Raw genomic sequence first — 14,744 nt, 5'->3', positions numbered from 1 at the left:
TAAAAAGAGAAGGGGAGCACACGTGCACACCGCCAATACCCTTGATGAGCACGTAATCCTCCTCGATGACGAGGGCCGCCACATTGGTACCGCGCCGAAGCACAGCATCCACGGATCGGACACCGTCCTGCACCTGGCGTTCTCGTGTTATGTCCTCAATCCGCTCGGCGAAGTGCTCGTCACTCGACGGGCGCTGACCAAGAAGGCTTGGCCGGGTGTCTGGACCAACTCGTTTTGTGGGCATCCGCTTCCCACCGAACCGCTGACGCAGGCCGTCACACGCCGGGCCGGATTTGAACTCGGGCTCGACCTCGACCACATCGATCTCGCACTCCCCCTGTTTCGGTACCGTGCCACCGACAGTAATGGCATCGTCGAGAACGAGATCTGTCCCGTCTACCTGGCCACGACCGTCGCCGAACCCACGCCGAACCCCGACGAGGTCGCCGAATACGCCTGGACCCGCCCCGCAGACCTGTACCGGGCAGTGACGGATGCCCCGTGGGCGTTCAGCCCGTGGATGGCTCTGCAGGTGCAGCAGCTGGACACTTTTCGTGCTTGACACGGTTGCGACGGGCGTCGAAACCGATCTGACCCGGTTTTTCGCGGCCGCACGACTGCGCGCGAGCGACTACGGCGAGCACTATGTGGCGTTGTGGGATTCCCTGGAGCAGGCCAGCAGTGGCGGCAAGCGCGTGCGCCCCGCGCTCGTGCTCGCCGCCTATGCCGGTTTCGGTGGTCGTGATCAGTCCCTGGTAGCACCGGTCGCCGTGAGCTTTGAGCTGCTGCACACGGCATTTCTGATTCACGACGATGTCATCGATCGCGACCTGGCGCGTCGCGGGGTCGCCAACATTGCCGGGCGTTTCAACGACCGGGCGCTCGCGCACGGAGCCGTTGCCGACCAGGCCGGGGTCTGGGCGGCGGCGGCCGCTATTCTCGCCGGCGACCTGGCGCTCAGTGAGGCGCATCGTGCGCTGGCCAAGCTGCCGGTCGACGTGCACACCAGGCTGCGGCTGCTCGACCTGCTCGACCGGGCGGTGTTCGTCTCGGCCGCCGGGGAATTGGCCGACGTGACCAACAGTTCGGCGCAGCATCCGCTCAGCGTGGAGGAGGTCATCACCACCCTGGAGAACAAAACCGCCGTCTACTCCTTCGAAGCGCCTCTCCAAGCCGGGGCGGTGCTTGCCGGAGCCTCGGCCGAGGCGATTCGCCTGCTCGGGCGGTACGGACGTCTCGTCGGGGTGGCCTTTCAGCTCACCGACGATCTGCTCGGGGTGTTCGGCGACCCGGTCAAGACCGGCAAGAGCGTCACCGCCGACCTGCGCGAGGGCAAGCAGACCGCGTTGATCGCCCACGCCGGCGGCACCGAGAGCTGGTCGCTGATTGCACCGTATCTCGGCAAGATCGACCTCAGCGAGGAGGAAGCGGAACGGGCGCGGGAGCACCTGCGCGCCTGCGGTGCGAAAGCGGCCGCTGAGGGGCTGGCCTACGACCATTCTCGACTGGCAGTCGACACGCTCGACCCGGCGATCATTCCCGCCGAGCTGCGGGCAACCCTGATCGAGTTGGCCGAGGCCGCCGTGAATCGGGCCCGCTGATGACGCCGCTGCGAGCTGTATCGGCTCGAACGGTCTCTGACACGAATCTGCTCAAATACGCGGAGACCGCGCGGGCCAGTTCCGCGACGGTGATCGGACACTATTCCACGTCGTTCGGCCTTGCCGCCCGGCTGCTCGACTCCCGGGTGCGCACCCCGGTACGAACGATCTATGCCCTCGTGCGCATCGCCGACGAGATCGTCGACGGAGCCGCCACCGAGGCCGGCGTCGGGATAGAGGAACAGCGGCAGCTGCTCGACGAACTCGAACTAGAAACCGAACGTGCCATCGTGCGTGGTTACAGCACCAATCTGGTCGTGCACGCCTTTGCCGCTACGGCCAGGCAGTGCGGAATCGACTCCAGCCTGATCGCCCCCTTCTTCGCGTCGATGCGCCGTGACCTTGACCCGACCCCGTTCAGCGCCGAGGGCGTAGCCGAGTACATTTACGGTTCAGCCGAGGTGATCGGGCTCATGTGCCTGCGCACTTTCGTGCACTGGTCCCCGCGCAACGACTCCGAACTCAGTGTGCTCGAAGACGGTGCACGCCACCTCGGCGCGGCTTTTCAGAAGATCAATTTTCTGCGCGACTTGTCCTGTGATCGCGAGGTCCTCGGCCGCAATTATTTTCCGGGGATCGACCCGCTGCACCTCACCGACGCGCAGAAGAACGTGATCCTCGACGACATCGATGCCGACCTCGCAATTGCCAGTGCCGTTCTGCCGCTGCTGCCTGCTGGCTGCCGGCGCGCCGTCGCCGCCGCACAGGGCCTGTTCACCCGGCTGTCCCGACGGCTGCGGTCGACCCCGGCCAACCAGTTATTGCGCTCCCGCGTGCGGGTGCCGGATGGAGAGAAACTAATGATCGCCCTGAACTCCACCATCGGCCGCGGCGCGTGGAAGCGATGACACGCACTATCGTGATCGGCGGCGGGATCGCCGGTCTGGCCAGCGCCGCCCTGCTTGCCAGGGAAGGCCACGACGTCACCCTCCTGGAATCCCGCGCCGAACTCGGCGGCCGGGCCGGCCTCTGGGAGACCGAAGGATTTCGCTTCGACACGGGCCCATCGTGGTACCTGATGCCGGAGGTGTTCGACCACTTCTACCGTCTGTTCGGCTCCAGCGTGGCCGAGCAGCTCGACCTCGTGAAACTCGACCCCGGCTACCGGGTGCTCTTTGAGGGTGACCCTGTTCCGGTGGATATTCGCGCCGACCGGGCCGCAAACATCCGCGTGTTTGAATCGGTGCAGCCGGGGGCCGGACGGGCGCTCGATCGGTATCTCGACTCGGCGACCGAAACCTATGACATGGCCGTGAAGCGATTTCTGTATTCGAGCTACGAATCGTTCCGCCCGTTCCTGGTGCCCGACGTACTGCGCCGGCTCGGGCGACTGGCGCGCCTGCTGCTGCAACCGCTCGACAAATTCGTCGCGGGCTTCGTGACTGACGCACGGCTGCGTCAGATTCTCGGGTACCCCGCGGTCTTCCTGGGTTCGGCGCCCAACCTCACGCCGTCGATGTATCACCTGATGAGTCATCTCGACCTCGCCGACGGAGTGCTTTACCCGCAGGGCGGATTCAGCACGCTGATCGACAGCATCGCAGCGATAGCCCGATCCGAAGGCGTTCGAGTGATCACCGAAGCTACGGTCACAGCTGTTCGGGTGAACGGTGACAAAACCGTCGCCGGGGTCAGCTTCCGGGATTCCGCTGGGCAATCGGTGAGCCTCGACTCCGAAAGCGTCGTCTCGGCCGCCGACCTGCACCACACCGAAACCGAATTGGTGCCGACCGCATTGCAGACCTACCCGGAACGCTGGTGGCAGAAGCGCCGGTCGGGCCCGGGAGCCGTGTTGGTCATGCTCGGCGTGAGCGGTGAGCTCCCCCAGCTGCAACACCACTCACTGTTTTTCACGACGGACTGGGGCAAGAACTTCGGCCAGATCTTCGGTAAGACGACATCGGTGCCGTCGCCCGCGTCGCTGTACGTCTGCATGCCGAGCGCGACCGACCCCTCGGTCGCACCGACCGGCGACAGCAACCTGTTCGTGCTCGTGCCCGTTCCGGCCGATGTGACCCTCGGTGCCGGCGGCATCAACGGTGCCGGTTCAGTCACGATCGAGCTGATTGCGGATGCCGCCATCGCGCAGGTCGCCCAGTGGGCCGGAATCCCCGACCTCGCCGCCCGCATCACGGTGCGACGCACCGTCGGCCCGGCCGACTTCGCCGATGACCTGAATAGTTGGAAGGGCGGCGCTCTCGGGCCGGCCCACACGCTACGACAGAGCGCCTTCCTGCGTGGATCGAATATGTCGAAGAAGGTTTCCGGCCTGTATTACGCTGGCGGTACCACGATTCCCGGCATCGGACTGCCGATGTGCCTGATCAGCGCCGAAATTCTGCTCAAGCGGATACGCCACGACACCACCACCGGACCGCTGCCCGAACCGCTGCCGGCCCGGCCAGGCCGGCCGGCCGTGCCTGGTGGGTTCGGAGGATTCGGAGGATTCGGAGGATTCGGAGGATATTCCGACACGCCAGCGGAGTCTGCGCCGCCCTCGTGAGCGTTCTGTACCTGCTGACGCTGCTGGTCTCGCTTGGAGGCATGGTGGTGCTGGACTGGCGTTTTCGGCTGTTCTTCTGGCGTTCGCCCGGCCGGGCAGCCCTGGTGCTCGGTATCGGTGTGCTGTTCTTTCTCGGTTGGGACCTCGCCGGCATCGGCCTGGGCATCTTCTACCGCGGGGAAACATCGCTGATGACCGGCGTGCAGCTGGCGCCGGAACTGCCGCTCGAGGAATTCTTCTTTCTCACTTTTCTCTGCTACCTCACCATGAACCTGGTGCAGGGGGCCCGGCTGGTTCAGGGCCGGCGGGCTACCAAGTGACCTACCTGCTCCTGAACGCGGTCTTTCTCGCCGTCGCCGCACTCGTAGCCGCAGTGGCCGCCCTACGCCGGTTGATTTCGGCCCGCTTCGTTGCGGGCGTTGCCTCCGCGCTGCTGCTGACCCTGGTACTCACGGCCCTGTTCGATAACCTGATGATTAGGGCTGGATTGTTCAGCTATGACCCGGAGCACATTTCGGGCCTGTTCGTTCTTCTCGCCCCGATCGAAGATTTTGCCTACCCGCTCGCCGCGGCGATTCTGCTTCCGGCGCTGTGGACATTGGTGGGCGGCACCAGGTTAGGACAAACGGATGACTGAGCAGCTCGGCACTTCAGGGTGGAAGACCCGGCAGGTTGTGCAGTCGTCGCGGCCGCTCAGCTGGATCAACACGGCTTTTCCGTTTGCCGCCGCCTACGTTGTGACCACCGGGCGTGTGGACGCGACGCTGATCGTGGGCACACTGTTCTTTCTGATTCCGTACAACCTGCTGATGTACGGCATCAACGATGTTTTTGATTACGAGTCCGATTTGCGAAACCCCCGGAAGGGCGGCGCCGAGGGGGCACTGCTGCACCCCGCACTGCACCGAACGGTGATTGCCGCGGGCGTCCTCAGCTGTGTGCTTGTCGGCGGTGCGATGGTGTGGTTGGTGGGGGCTGGACATCCGCTCTCCTGGGTCGTGCTTGCCGTCAGCCTGTTCGCTGTGGTGGCGTACTCGGTGCGCGGGTTGCGGTTCAAGGAACGGCCCATTCTGGACTCGATCACCTCGAGCACCCACTTTGTCAGCCCCGCCATCTATGGCCTCGTCGTGGCCGGTGCCACCGTGAACTTCGGGCTGCTGGCCCTGCTCGCCGCCTTCTTTCTGTGGGGCATGGCCAGCCACGCCTTCGGTGCCGTGCAGGACGTCGAGCCCGACCGCCAGGCCGGAATCGCGTCCATCGCGACAGCGCTCGGCGCCTGGCCGACGGTGCGCCTCGCGATCACCTTCTGGGGTCTGGCCGGTCTGCTGATGCTCGCCACCCCCTGGCCAGGGCCGCTCGCCGCGGTGCTGTCCTTTCCCTACATTCTGGCGGCGCTGCCGTTCTGGTCGGTCAGTGACGAGCTGTCCGAGAGCGCCAACCGCGGCTGGAAACGATTTCTCTGGCTCAATTTCTTCACGGGTTTTGTCGTGACCATGCTGCTGATCCTCTGGGTGCGGCAGGGCGGCTGAGTTTCGACTCGGCCCGTTGGCTAGAGTGAAGGGATGGAGCTTACCTCTGCCCGCGTCGACAGTTGGAGCTGGGGCGTGCGCTTGTTCAAAACCCGATCGATGGCCACAACCGCCTGCCGCGCCGGGCACGTGCGGGTGAACGGCGACAAAGCCAAAGCCGCGCAGGCCCTGCACATCGGTGATGAGGTTCGTGTGCGCAGCGACGGTTTCGACCGGGTGCTGATTGTGTCGCGTCTCGTGGTCAAACGGGTCGGCGCCGTGATCGCCGCCGAGTGCTACGTCGACAAGACTCCCCCGCCACCGCCCCGCGAAGAGGTCGCACTCGTGCCGATGCGCGACCGCGGCGCCGGGCGCCCGACCAAGCGCGAGCGCCGAGAGATCGACGAGCTGCGGGGCCATGTCAACGAGTGAGCACTACGACAAACGCACGTCAAAGCGGATGCTGCGCTTGCGCTGACCGCTCAGGCGTGTGTCGGCGGGTGCGGCAGAGCCGGCTTGGGCCGGGGCTCGGCTGATTCCGGCGCTGGGGCCGGTATCGGCGCTTCCGGTGTTACTGCGGGTGCTGGCTGCGCCTGGCGCGACTGGGCCGACTGGGCCGACTGCAGCGCGGCGAGAACGCCGAGGGATCGTTTGATGCGATCTTCGGCGGCGGTGTCGATGTGGCTCGCCGCGAGGTTTGCCTCGCTGACCGCGCGCACGACCTCGTCGCGTTGAATCTTCACGCCCCGCGGTGCGTCGATGCCGATGCGCACACTGTCGCCGCGGGCGTCAAGCACGGTGATGACGATATCGTCACCGATGAGGATCTTTTCCCCCGGTTTGCGTGTCAGAACGAGCATCGTTCCAGCCTACCGTTCGCGCTCGGTGGGTCGAGAATGCGGCGGTGCAGCCCGGCGGCCGGTCGGCGCCGCCGCGACCCGCCCGTCCATCCACTCCACCGGCAGTCCCAGGTCGTCGACGGTGGCCGGCGAGGTCGTGAATTGGCGACCGAGCGCGGCCACGGCGTGCACCTGAATGGCGGTGACGACCATATTGACCCAGCGGATGGTGTCCTCGGGTTTTCGACTCGCGTCGACGACCACCCAAACCTGGTCGGCACCGATTGCGGTGAGGGTTGCCGCTCGAGCGAGAGCGTCGGACGCGGGTTCGAGGCCGTAGGCGATGAAGGTGCTGTGGCCGATATCCACGCCGTGGGCTCTGGCCAGCATGGCACCGCGCCGGTCGTCGACCCGCTCGATGCGCTCCTCCAGCAGGGTGCCGGCGATGCGCAGCTCGCCCGCACCGGCCACGCGCAGCATAAGACGAGCGATCGTGAGTGGGTCTTCCTCGAGCCCGACGATCAGAACCAGGTCTCCGGGCCGAGTGAGCGGGGCCGGTACCGGGGGTCGGGCCAACGCCGGGCGGGCGGTGCTCGGTGCTGGTGCCGAGCCCCGGGCGGGAACTGCGTCCGCGACCGGCTCGGGTGCGGCATCCGGAACCACATCGCGGCCGGTCGCGAAGGTGAGTTCGTCCATGAGCTTGGCGAAACCGTCAGAGGTCGTCGAGAGCTGCGGCGACGGCTGGGCCGGGTGGAGTTGGAATTCAGCCTCGTCGGCGTCGTCGAGCAGCGCCGCTATACCCAGCCGGGCCGAGATATCAAGGCCGGCATGCGCCGACTTCTTACGCTCTGCCGGCTCCAGCACCTCGACGGTGATCTCGTAGTGCTGGCGCGCGAAGAATCCGCGGATCCCGCCGACTGTGACCCGTTCGGCGGCGATGATGGTGGCGTTGGCACCGTGCTCGGCGACGACGCGTTCCTGCAGCTCCCGCAGGGTCGGACCTTCAAGCAGAAATCGTTTCGGCTCCACGGACCACACCCACTGTCTCAATGGTCACATTCGCCGATGTTACTTCCTGATACGACAATACCGGCAGACCGCCGGTCTGCGTGGAGATGAGGCGGCGGATGGCTGGCCGCAGCGCCGGAGCGCACACCAGCACAGCAGTCTGGCCGCTCGCCTCCACCTTGGCCACCGAGCTGCGCACCGAGGCGAGCACCGTCTCCAGGCGCGCCGGATCCATCAGAATCTGCGTGCCCTGATCGGAGGGGCGCAACCCCTCGAGCATGGACTGTTCGAGAGTGGGGTCGATCATGATCACGCGCAGCAGCGTGCCATCGAGATACTGTGCGGTCAGCGCCGGGCCGAGCGCCTGCCGCGCGGCCTCGACCAGACCCTCGGCATCGTTCGAGGCCTTCGCGCGCAGCGAGAGCGCCTCGTAGATGCGCGGCAGGTCGTTGATCGGAATCTGCTCGACCAGCAGGCCCTGCAACACCCGCTGCACCTCGGCGAGGGAGAGCAGACCGGGAATGAGATCGTCGACGGCCGAGGGATTGACCTGTTTGACGCCATCCGTGAGCACTCGCACGTCTTCCCGGGTGAGTAGTCGGGCCGCGTTCGTGGTGATGATCGAAGACAGGTGGGTGACCACGACCGAGACCCGGTCGATCACGGTGGCTCCGGTCATCTCGGCGCTGTGCCGCATTTCGCTCGGCACCCACTTGCCGGCAAGGCCGAACACCGGCTCGATCGTGACCTGCCCCGGCAGGGTGTCCAGGGCGTCGCCGAGGGCGAGTACTTTGCCGGCCGGTGCCAGGCCGCGCCCATATTCGACGCCGGCGATGCGAATCACATAGGTCGACGACGGCAGATCGACGCTGTCCCTGGTACGCACCGGGGGCACGACCACGCCAAGATCCATGGCGATTTTGCGCCGGAGGCCCCGTACCCGAGCGAGCAGGTCGTCGGAGGCGCCGGAGACGAGATCGACCAGGTCAGGCGAAAGCATGATCTCAAGCGCGTGCACGCGCATCTGCTCGATCAGGTCTTCGGTGGTGTCGGTCTTGGGAGCGCTCTTCTCCGACGCCGTGCTGGCCTCGATGCTCGCCTGTTTGCTGACTTCGCCGGCCTTGATTCGTTGGGCGATCAGCATGAGCGCCATCCCCACGATGAGGAACGGCAGCACCGGCATACCAGGGATCAGCGCCATGAGCACTGCTGCGGCACCGGCGATGGTCAAGGCGTTCCGCGACTGCGTCAGCTGAGCGGATGCCGTCGAACCGATGTCGGTCTCCGCGTTCGAGCGGGTGACGATCATACCGGTGGAGACCGCCATGAGCAGTGCCGGAATCTGGGTGACGAGGCCGTCACCGATGGTCAGCAGGGCGTAGGTGTTGACCGCCTCGCCGATCTCCAAACCCCGCTGCAGCATGCCGATCGCGATGCCGCCGATGATGTTGATGATGATGATGATCAGGCCGGCGATCGCGTCACCCTTGACGAACTTCGACGCACCGTCCATGGCGCCGTAGAAGTCGGCCTCGGCCGAGACTTCAGCTCGACGATCCTTGGCCTGCGCATCCGTGATCAGGCCGGCGTTGAGGTCGGCGTCGATGGCCATCTGCTTGCCCGGCATGGCGTCGAGGGTGAATCGAGCCCCGACCTCGGCCACACGCTCGGCACCCTTGGTGACGACAACGAACTGGATGACGACAAGAATCAGAAAGATGACGGCACCGATGATGATCGAGCCGCCGACGGCGACGTGCCCGAACGCCTCGATCACCTGGCCGGCATAGCCTTCGCCCAAAACCAGACGAGTGGATGCCACGTTGAGACCGAGACGAAACAGGGTCGCCACCAGCAGCAGTGACGGAAATACCGAGAAGTCCAGCGGCTTCTTCACGAACATGGTGGTGAGCAGGGTGACCAGGCCCAGCATGATGTTCAGGATGATCAGGATGTCGAGCAGACCGGCCGGAATCGGCACGACCAGCAGCAGAATGATGCCGACCACGCCGACCGGAACGGCGAGCTTGATGAGATTGCGATTCACGAGCGGCCTCCGGCAGTCTGCGGTGTTGATGAGGATGATGGAGCAAACGGTGCAGCGGCCAGTGCGCTCATGGTGTGGGTTCCCGCCGTGCTCCCCCGCTTCTTCAGTGCCATGACGAAGGCGAGCACCCTGGCGACAGCGTTGTACAGTTCCGTGGGTATCTCGTCGCCGATCTCGCACGCAGCGTGCAGCGCCCGCGCGAGCGGCACGTCCTGCACGATGGGAACGTGATCGGTGTCGGCCTGCGCGCGGATGCGAGCGGCCACATGACCGACCCCCTTGGCGACCACACGCGGCGCCGATTTGCCCGGCTCGTATTTGAGGGCGACGGCCACGTGGGTAGGGTTTACCAGCACGACATTGGCATCGGTCACCGAGGCGATCATGCGGTTGCGGCTCATCATCAGCTGCCGGGAGCGGCGCTGCGATTTGATCAGCGGGTCGCCCTCCGAGGCCTTGTTCTCGTCCTTGACCTCTTTTTTCGTCATCATGGTTTTCTTGCGGTTGCGTTTCATGATGACGAAGATGTCGGCGGCAGCGAGCACGAGGCCGGCCGCGACGGCGGCCTGCAGCAGCGCGGCCGTTCCGCCGCCGGCCGCGATGAGCAATTCAGAAACCGGCAGCCCTCCGGCGGTCAGCAGCACCGGCATCAGGCCCTGAATCACCGAGTACAGTACGAAGCCCACGGCGGCCGTCTTGGCGAGAACCTTGACGCCTTCCCAGAGTGCCTGGGTGCCGAACACGCGTTTCATGCCCGTGACGAGATTGAACTGCTCGAACTTTCCGGCGAATTTCTTGAAGTGGATGCCGCCCTGCAGCATTGCTCCGCCCAGCACGACGACGAGCACCACGACGAAAAACGGCGTGAGAATATCGGTCAGCGAGGCCAGCCCGTTGCCGAGGGCTTCAACGGCCACGCTGGGATCTGGATTGCGGGCGAGCGTGCCGATCAGATACATCTGGTCCGTGCCCGCATCGCCGCCGGCCGCGATGGTGACTGGCAGCATGAGACCGGCCGCGCCAACGCCGAGCCAGGCGGTGACATCCTGCGATTTGGAGAGTTCGCCCTTTTCGCGCACCCTCTTCATACGTTTTTGGGTGGCTTGTTCGGTCTTTTCGCCGGAATCGGTGTCGGACACTACCTCACCCCCATGAGCGCATCGAGGGCCTGCCCGGTGAGGGAAGAGACGATGCGCGGCAGGGCCACGAACACCGTCGCGGCGAGGCTCAGCGTGATGAGGATCTTCAGCGGAAAGCCGAGGGCGAACGCGTTGAGCGCGGGGGCGACCCGAGTGAGCAGGCCGAGGCCGGCATCCGCTAGAAACAGCACGACGAGCAGCGGGCCGGCGATCTGCACGGCGGCGAGGAACATCTGGGTGGTAGCGGCGATCATGGCCTGGGCTGGCGCGGCCAGGTCGATGCCCGAGCCGAGCGGAATGGCGGTGTAGCTGCGAAACAGACCGCCGAGCACGAGTTGGTAGGCGCCAGAGGCGAACATGAGTGCGAGGGCGGTCATCTGGAACAGTCGGGTGAATTGGGCGCCGTTGACCATCGACTGCGGGTCGAAACCCTGCGCCATCTGGAATCCGCTGAACATGTCGATGAGGCCACCGGCGGACTGCACGGCGGCGAAAACGAGAAAGACCAGGAAGCCCAGGGTGGCGCCGACCAGGATTTCCAGGATCAGGGCTCCGACGAACCCGGCGGTGTCCTGGGAGACGTACTCGGCGGTGACCCGCGGTGAGACGGCCAGGGCCAGTCCGATGGCGAGCATAGCTTTGATGCGGGCCGGAAAAGCACGGTAGGAAAACGGCGGTGCGATGACCAGAAAAGCCACCATGCGCACACCGGCCAGCATGACCGCTTCGATCCAGGCGAAATTGAGGTTGAACTCCACGTCAACCTCCGCCGAGCAGCGCGGGAATCTTCTCGAACATCGAGTTGGTGAAGGCGACCGATTCGGCGATCATCCAGTGGCCGCAGATCAGCAGGGCCAGGGCGACGGCGACCGCTTTCGGCACGAACGACAGCGTCACTTCCTGAATTTGAGTGATCGACTGCATCAGCGAGATGGCAAAACCCACCACGAGCGCGGTGATCAGCACGGGAGCCGACAGTTTCGCGGCCAGAATCAGCGCCTGCAGGCCGATATCGAGCACCGCATTGGTATTCATGTGGCCAGCTGATAACTGCCGATGAGGCTCGTGATGATGAGCCCCCAGCCGTCGACGAGTACGAACAGCAGAATCTTGAACGGCAGCGAGATCATGACGGGCGGCAGCATCATCATGCCCATCGACATCAGCGCCGCGGAAACCACAATGTCGATGACCAGGAACGGGATGAAGATGACGAACCCGATGATGAAGGCGGCGCGCAGTTCAGAGATCATGAACGCCGGAATGAGGGTGAGCAGGGTCACGTCGTCGGGATTGTCGGGGTTGGGCTGGTCGGCGGCCCGAGTCATCAGGGCGAGGTCTTCGCCGCGGGTATTGGCCAGCATGAACTGCCGCAACGGCTCCGAACCGAGGTTCAGGGCATCGGTGAAGTTCAGCGAACCGTCGAGGTAGGGCTGAAGTGCCACGTTGTTGATGTCGGTCAGCACGGGAGCCATGATGAAGAGCGACAGAAACAGGGCGAGGCCGGCGAGCACCTGGTTCGGTGGAATCGACGGCAGCGCGAGGGCGTTCCGGGTCATGGCCAGCACGACGAAGATCTTGGTGAAGCTCGTCATCATGAGCAGCAGAGCCGGGGCGACGGACAGCAGGGTGATACCCAGCAGGGTGACGATCGCTGACGAAGGTGCACCGTCGGGTCCGTTGATGTCCACGCTCAGCCCGCCGCCGCCGGTGTCGGACGGGTCGGTGGGGTCGGTCGGCAGGGTCGGGTCGATGGGGCTGTCCGGCATGGCCGGGTCGACTGGCAGGGCGTGCACGACGCTCACGCTCAGCCAGACGAGGGCTGCGGTGATGACGAGACCACAGAGAATCAGCAGGCCGAGCCGGGCAGAGGCCTGACGGTGTACCTGCCGGTCGACCGCGGAGTTCACCGTCCCTGCCGAAGCAGCGCGGCGGTCTGGCGCCAGGTTGATGGTGACAGGATCGACCCGGCCAGCGGGGCGGGGCGGGTCGGCGTCGGGGCCGGGGCGGCGTCATCCGCTTCGGCCGTGGCCAGGGAACGGGCAAAGGCGTCGCTCGCGTCGGGGCTGCCGAGCGCTGCAACGGCGGTCTCGAGGGTCGACGTGGAGACGGCAGCGACGGATTTTTCGTGCAGCACAGTCACGGCCTGCTCGGTCACGCCGAGAACGAGACGAGTTCCGTCGACCTCCACGACGACAACGGATGCCTTCTGCCCGATGGGTTGCCGGCCCACGACGGTCACCGGGTTAGCGATACCGTGCGCGCGTGCCCCGCGCGACAGTCGTCGCTGCAGGTACCAGAGCAGTGCGAGAACCACGCCCAAGGACAGGACGACGCGCACCGCGACTATAAGGGTGTCCACTTACGACAGGCCATCCGCGACATCGAGAATCTGGGTGATGCGCACGGCGTAGTCCTGGTCGACGACGACGATTTCACCGTGCGCGATCAGGCGGCCGTTCAGCAGAATATCGGCCGGTGCACCGGCGGAACGGTCCAGTTCGATGACCGCGCCGGGCTTCAGCGACAACACGTCGCGCACGGACATACGGGTGCGCCCGATCTCAACGGTCAGGGACATTTCGACGTTGCTGATACGCCCGAGGTTTCCCATGGCGACGCGGCTAGAGGCCGTAACGGGCCCGCCGACAACGCCGTTCTGGCGCACTCGAATGGCGAACCAGCCGGTCACGACGCCGCCGGCACTCAGCTCGAAGACGTCGGTGTCGTCGGCGGCGAACAGCGCCGAGGCGTCTTCTACCCTCGAGTCGCCGAGCACGCCGATTCCGAGCACACCGGAGGCGCTCTCCAGGGCCGGACGCAGAACATCCTGGCTGGAGACGAGCTGGGAGTTCGCCCCGGCTGCGGCGTCGAGGGAGGCCGAGTCGCTCAATACCACGGCCAGGTCAGCGGAGGTCGTGCCCACAAACGAGGCGACCACGGCGGAACCAGCGCGCGAGCTCAGCTCGGCACTGCCGGTATGTGGCACCGCCAGCAGCGGCACCGACGTCGGCAACACGCGGATGAGAGCGTCAACGGCGACCTCGGGAATGGATCGGGTAGAAATCATTGAGCTGTCTCCTCGGTATCAATGACGATGCAGGCCAGCCGCGAACCGTTTGCCCCCACGGCCGCGCGGGCGAGCGACTGGCCGTCGACGGTCAAATTGAGCGGACGATGCTGGGGATGCGGAACGTGCAGAACATCGCCGACGGCCAGCGTCAGAATGCGACTGGGCAGTACGTGGGCCGTCTCCAGCCGGAGCGACACGTCGACCGGTACGGCCGCGATCTGGGCCTGCAAAAATTCGGCGGCATTCGACGTGGTGCTGGTGGGGTTCGCTTCGCCGAGTTGCGGCATCAGCGCCGCAGCAGGAATGGCCACCGTCGCCGTCGCGGTCACCTTCTCCACCCGAATGGCAAAGGTCGCGACCACCATCAGGTCGCCGGTTGCGGCCGCCTGGGCAAACTGGGAGTTGTACTGGATCGCCTCGACCCCCATCTCGTCGACGAGCAGCGGTCCGAAGGAATAACGCAGGTCTTCGAGGCTTTCGGCGATGAGCTTGCGAATCAGGGCGAGCTCGATCTGGGTGAAATTGCGTTCGGCGATCACGGGGATGCTGCTGTTGCCGCCAAGCATGTGGTTCACCCAGGTGAGTGCCGACGTGGTCGGAAACTGGATGACGGCTCGGGCTTCGAGACCGGCGACCGTGCACAGCACCATGGCCGTTTTCGGCGGCAGAGAGCCCGCGTACTCGTCGTAGGTGGCCATGAGTACCTGCTCGCAGGTGACCATGCAGAGCACGCGCACACGTGCGGTCAGCTGGGTGCCCCACTGCCGGGCGAACGTCTCAAAGGCCAGTTCCAGAACACGAGCGTGTTCCCGAGCCAGGGTGGTGGGACGCCGAAAGTCGTACAGCTCAACGCTCTTCGCCGCTTTCGCGGGCGCACTGCTGTCGACCTGATCCTGGACTGTCACGTTGGGACTATCGGCGGGGTCAGTCGGATGGTAAGGAGTCTCAGCCCGCGGATGCAGCGCG

18 protein-coding genes are annotated in these 14,744 nt (G+C 65.4%); 8 read left to right on the top strand and 10 right to left on the bottom strand.

The genetic code is table 11. From position 1 onward, the window contains the following. Positions 1 to 22: 22 nt before the first annotated feature. The 8 genes from idi to BLS91_RS05575 are packed head-to-tail and all read left to right on the top strand — an operon-like array spanning position 23 to position 6,104. Positions 23 to 562: an isopentenyl-diphosphate Delta-isomerase gene (gene idi, locus BLS91_RS05610; RefSeq protein ID WP_092339740.1), complete on the top strand. Its 540-nt coding sequence runs from the start codon at positions 23 to 25 to the stop codon at positions 560 to 562. Beyond that, a complete protein-coding gene (locus tag BLS91_RS05605) occupies positions 555 to 1,601 on the top strand; it encodes a polyprenyl synthetase family protein (RefSeq protein WP_158252881.1) in 1,047 nt (348 codons plus the stop codon). Before idi ends, BLS91_RS05605 begins: the two co-directional genes overlap by 8 nt. Beyond that, positions 1,601 to 2,509, top strand: a complete 909-nt coding sequence (locus BLS91_RS05600) for a phytoene/squalene synthase family protein (RefSeq protein ID WP_092339738.1) — start codon at positions 1,601 to 1,603, stop codon at positions 2,507 to 2,509. The genes BLS91_RS05605 and BLS91_RS05600 overlap by 1 nt, the downstream gene beginning before the upstream one ends. Next, complete coding sequence (gene crtI, locus BLS91_RS05595; RefSeq protein ID WP_092339737.1) at positions 2,506 to 4,164, top strand: phytoene desaturase family protein; 1,659 nt, start codon at positions 2,506 to 2,508, stop codon at positions 4,162 to 4,164. Before BLS91_RS05600 ends, crtI begins: the two co-directional genes overlap by 4 nt. After that, positions 4,161 to 4,484: a lycopene cyclase domain-containing protein gene (locus BLS91_RS05590; RefSeq protein ID WP_092339736.1), complete on the top strand. Its 324-nt coding sequence runs from the start codon at positions 4,161 to 4,163 to the stop codon at positions 4,482 to 4,484. The genes crtI and BLS91_RS05590 overlap by 4 nt, the downstream gene beginning before the upstream one ends. Further along, positions 4,481 to 4,801, top strand: a complete 321-nt coding sequence (locus BLS91_RS05585) for a lycopene cyclase domain-containing protein (RefSeq protein ID WP_092339735.1) — start codon at positions 4,481 to 4,483, stop codon at positions 4,799 to 4,801. Before BLS91_RS05590 ends, BLS91_RS05585 begins: the two co-directional genes overlap by 4 nt. Then, positions 4,794 to 5,693, top strand: a complete 900-nt coding sequence (locus BLS91_RS05580) for a prenyltransferase (protein ID WP_092339734.1) — start codon at positions 4,794 to 4,796, stop codon at positions 5,691 to 5,693. Before BLS91_RS05585 ends, BLS91_RS05580 begins: the two co-directional genes overlap by 8 nt. A 33-nt stretch (positions 5,694 to 5,726) precedes the next feature. After that, entirely contained in the window at positions 5,727 to 6,104 is a 378-nt protein-coding gene (locus tag BLS91_RS05575; RefSeq protein ID WP_092339733.1) for an RNA-binding S4 domain-containing protein, read from the top strand. 50 nt (positions 6,105 to 6,154) lie between these two features. Here the strand turns inward: BLS91_RS05575 and csrA are convergent, their stop codons facing one another. The 10 genes from csrA to BLS91_RS05525 are packed head-to-tail and all read right to left on the bottom strand — an operon-like array spanning position 6,155 to position 14,683. Then, positions 6,155 to 6,532, bottom strand: a complete 378-nt coding sequence (csrA, locus tag BLS91_RS21130; protein WP_092339732.1) for a carbon storage regulator CsrA — start codon at positions 6,530 to 6,532, stop codon at positions 6,155 to 6,157. A gap of 9 nt (positions 6,533 to 6,541) precedes the next feature. After that, positions 6,542 to 7,540: a hypothetical protein gene (locus tag BLS91_RS05565; RefSeq protein ID WP_104090707.1), complete on the bottom strand. Its 999-nt coding sequence runs from the start codon at positions 7,538 to 7,540 to the stop codon at positions 6,542 to 6,544. Beyond that, positions 7,515 to 9,566 (bottom strand): flagellar biosynthesis protein FlhA, encoded by a 2,052-nt coding sequence (locus BLS91_RS05560; protein ID WP_092339730.1) that lies wholly within the window; start codon positions 9,564 to 9,566, stop codon positions 7,515 to 7,517. The genes BLS91_RS05565 and BLS91_RS05560 overlap by 26 nt, the downstream gene beginning before the upstream one ends. Then, on the bottom strand, positions 9,563 to 10,705 hold the full coding sequence (locus BLS91_RS05555) for an EscU/YscU/HrcU family type III secretion system export apparatus switch protein (protein ID WP_092339729.1): 1,143 nt from the start codon (positions 10,703 to 10,705) through the stop codon (positions 9,563 to 9,565). The genes BLS91_RS05560 and BLS91_RS05555 overlap by 4 nt, the downstream gene beginning before the upstream one ends. After that, on the bottom strand, positions 10,705 to 11,463 hold the full coding sequence (locus BLS91_RS05550; RefSeq protein WP_092339728.1) for a flagellar biosynthetic protein FliR: 759 nt from the start codon (positions 11,461 to 11,463) through the stop codon (positions 10,705 to 10,707). The genes BLS91_RS05555 and BLS91_RS05550 overlap by 1 nt, the downstream gene beginning before the upstream one ends. 1 nt (position 11,464) lies before the next feature. Beyond that, a complete protein-coding gene (gene fliQ, locus BLS91_RS05545; RefSeq protein WP_092339727.1) occupies positions 11,465 to 11,740 on the bottom strand; it encodes a flagellar biosynthesis protein FliQ in 276 nt (91 codons plus the stop codon). Further along, positions 11,737 to 12,615 (bottom strand): flagellar type III secretion system pore protein FliP, encoded by an 879-nt coding sequence (gene fliP / locus BLS91_RS05540; protein ID WP_369827362.1) that lies wholly within the window; start codon positions 12,613 to 12,615, stop codon positions 11,737 to 11,739. Before fliP ends, fliQ begins: the two co-directional genes overlap by 4 nt. After that, on the bottom strand, positions 12,612 to 13,067 hold the full coding sequence (fliO, locus tag BLS91_RS05535; protein WP_092339726.1) for a flagellar biosynthetic protein FliO: 456 nt from the start codon (positions 13,065 to 13,067) through the stop codon (positions 12,612 to 12,614). Before fliO ends, fliP begins: the two co-directional genes overlap by 4 nt. Continuing rightward, complete coding sequence (gene fliN, locus BLS91_RS05530) at positions 13,068 to 13,775, bottom strand: flagellar motor switch protein FliN (RefSeq protein WP_092339725.1); 708 nt, start codon at positions 13,773 to 13,775, stop codon at positions 13,068 to 13,070. Next, positions 13,772 to 14,683 carry a flagellar motor switch protein FliM gene (locus BLS91_RS05525; protein ID WP_174775005.1) on the bottom strand — a complete coding sequence of 304 codons (912 nt, stop codon included), beginning with the start codon at positions 14,681 to 14,683 and terminating at the stop codon, positions 13,772 to 13,774. Before BLS91_RS05525 ends, fliN begins: the two co-directional genes overlap by 4 nt. Positions 14,684 to 14,744: the final 61 nt, after the last annotated feature.

The sequence above is a fragment of the Cryobacterium flavum genome, from assembly GCF_900103805.1.
GTDB classification, from domain to species: domain Bacteria; phylum Actinomycetota; class Actinomycetes; order Actinomycetales; family Microbacteriaceae; genus Cryobacterium; species Cryobacterium flavum.
This window is presented reverse-complemented; position numbering and strand designations above follow the sequence as displayed.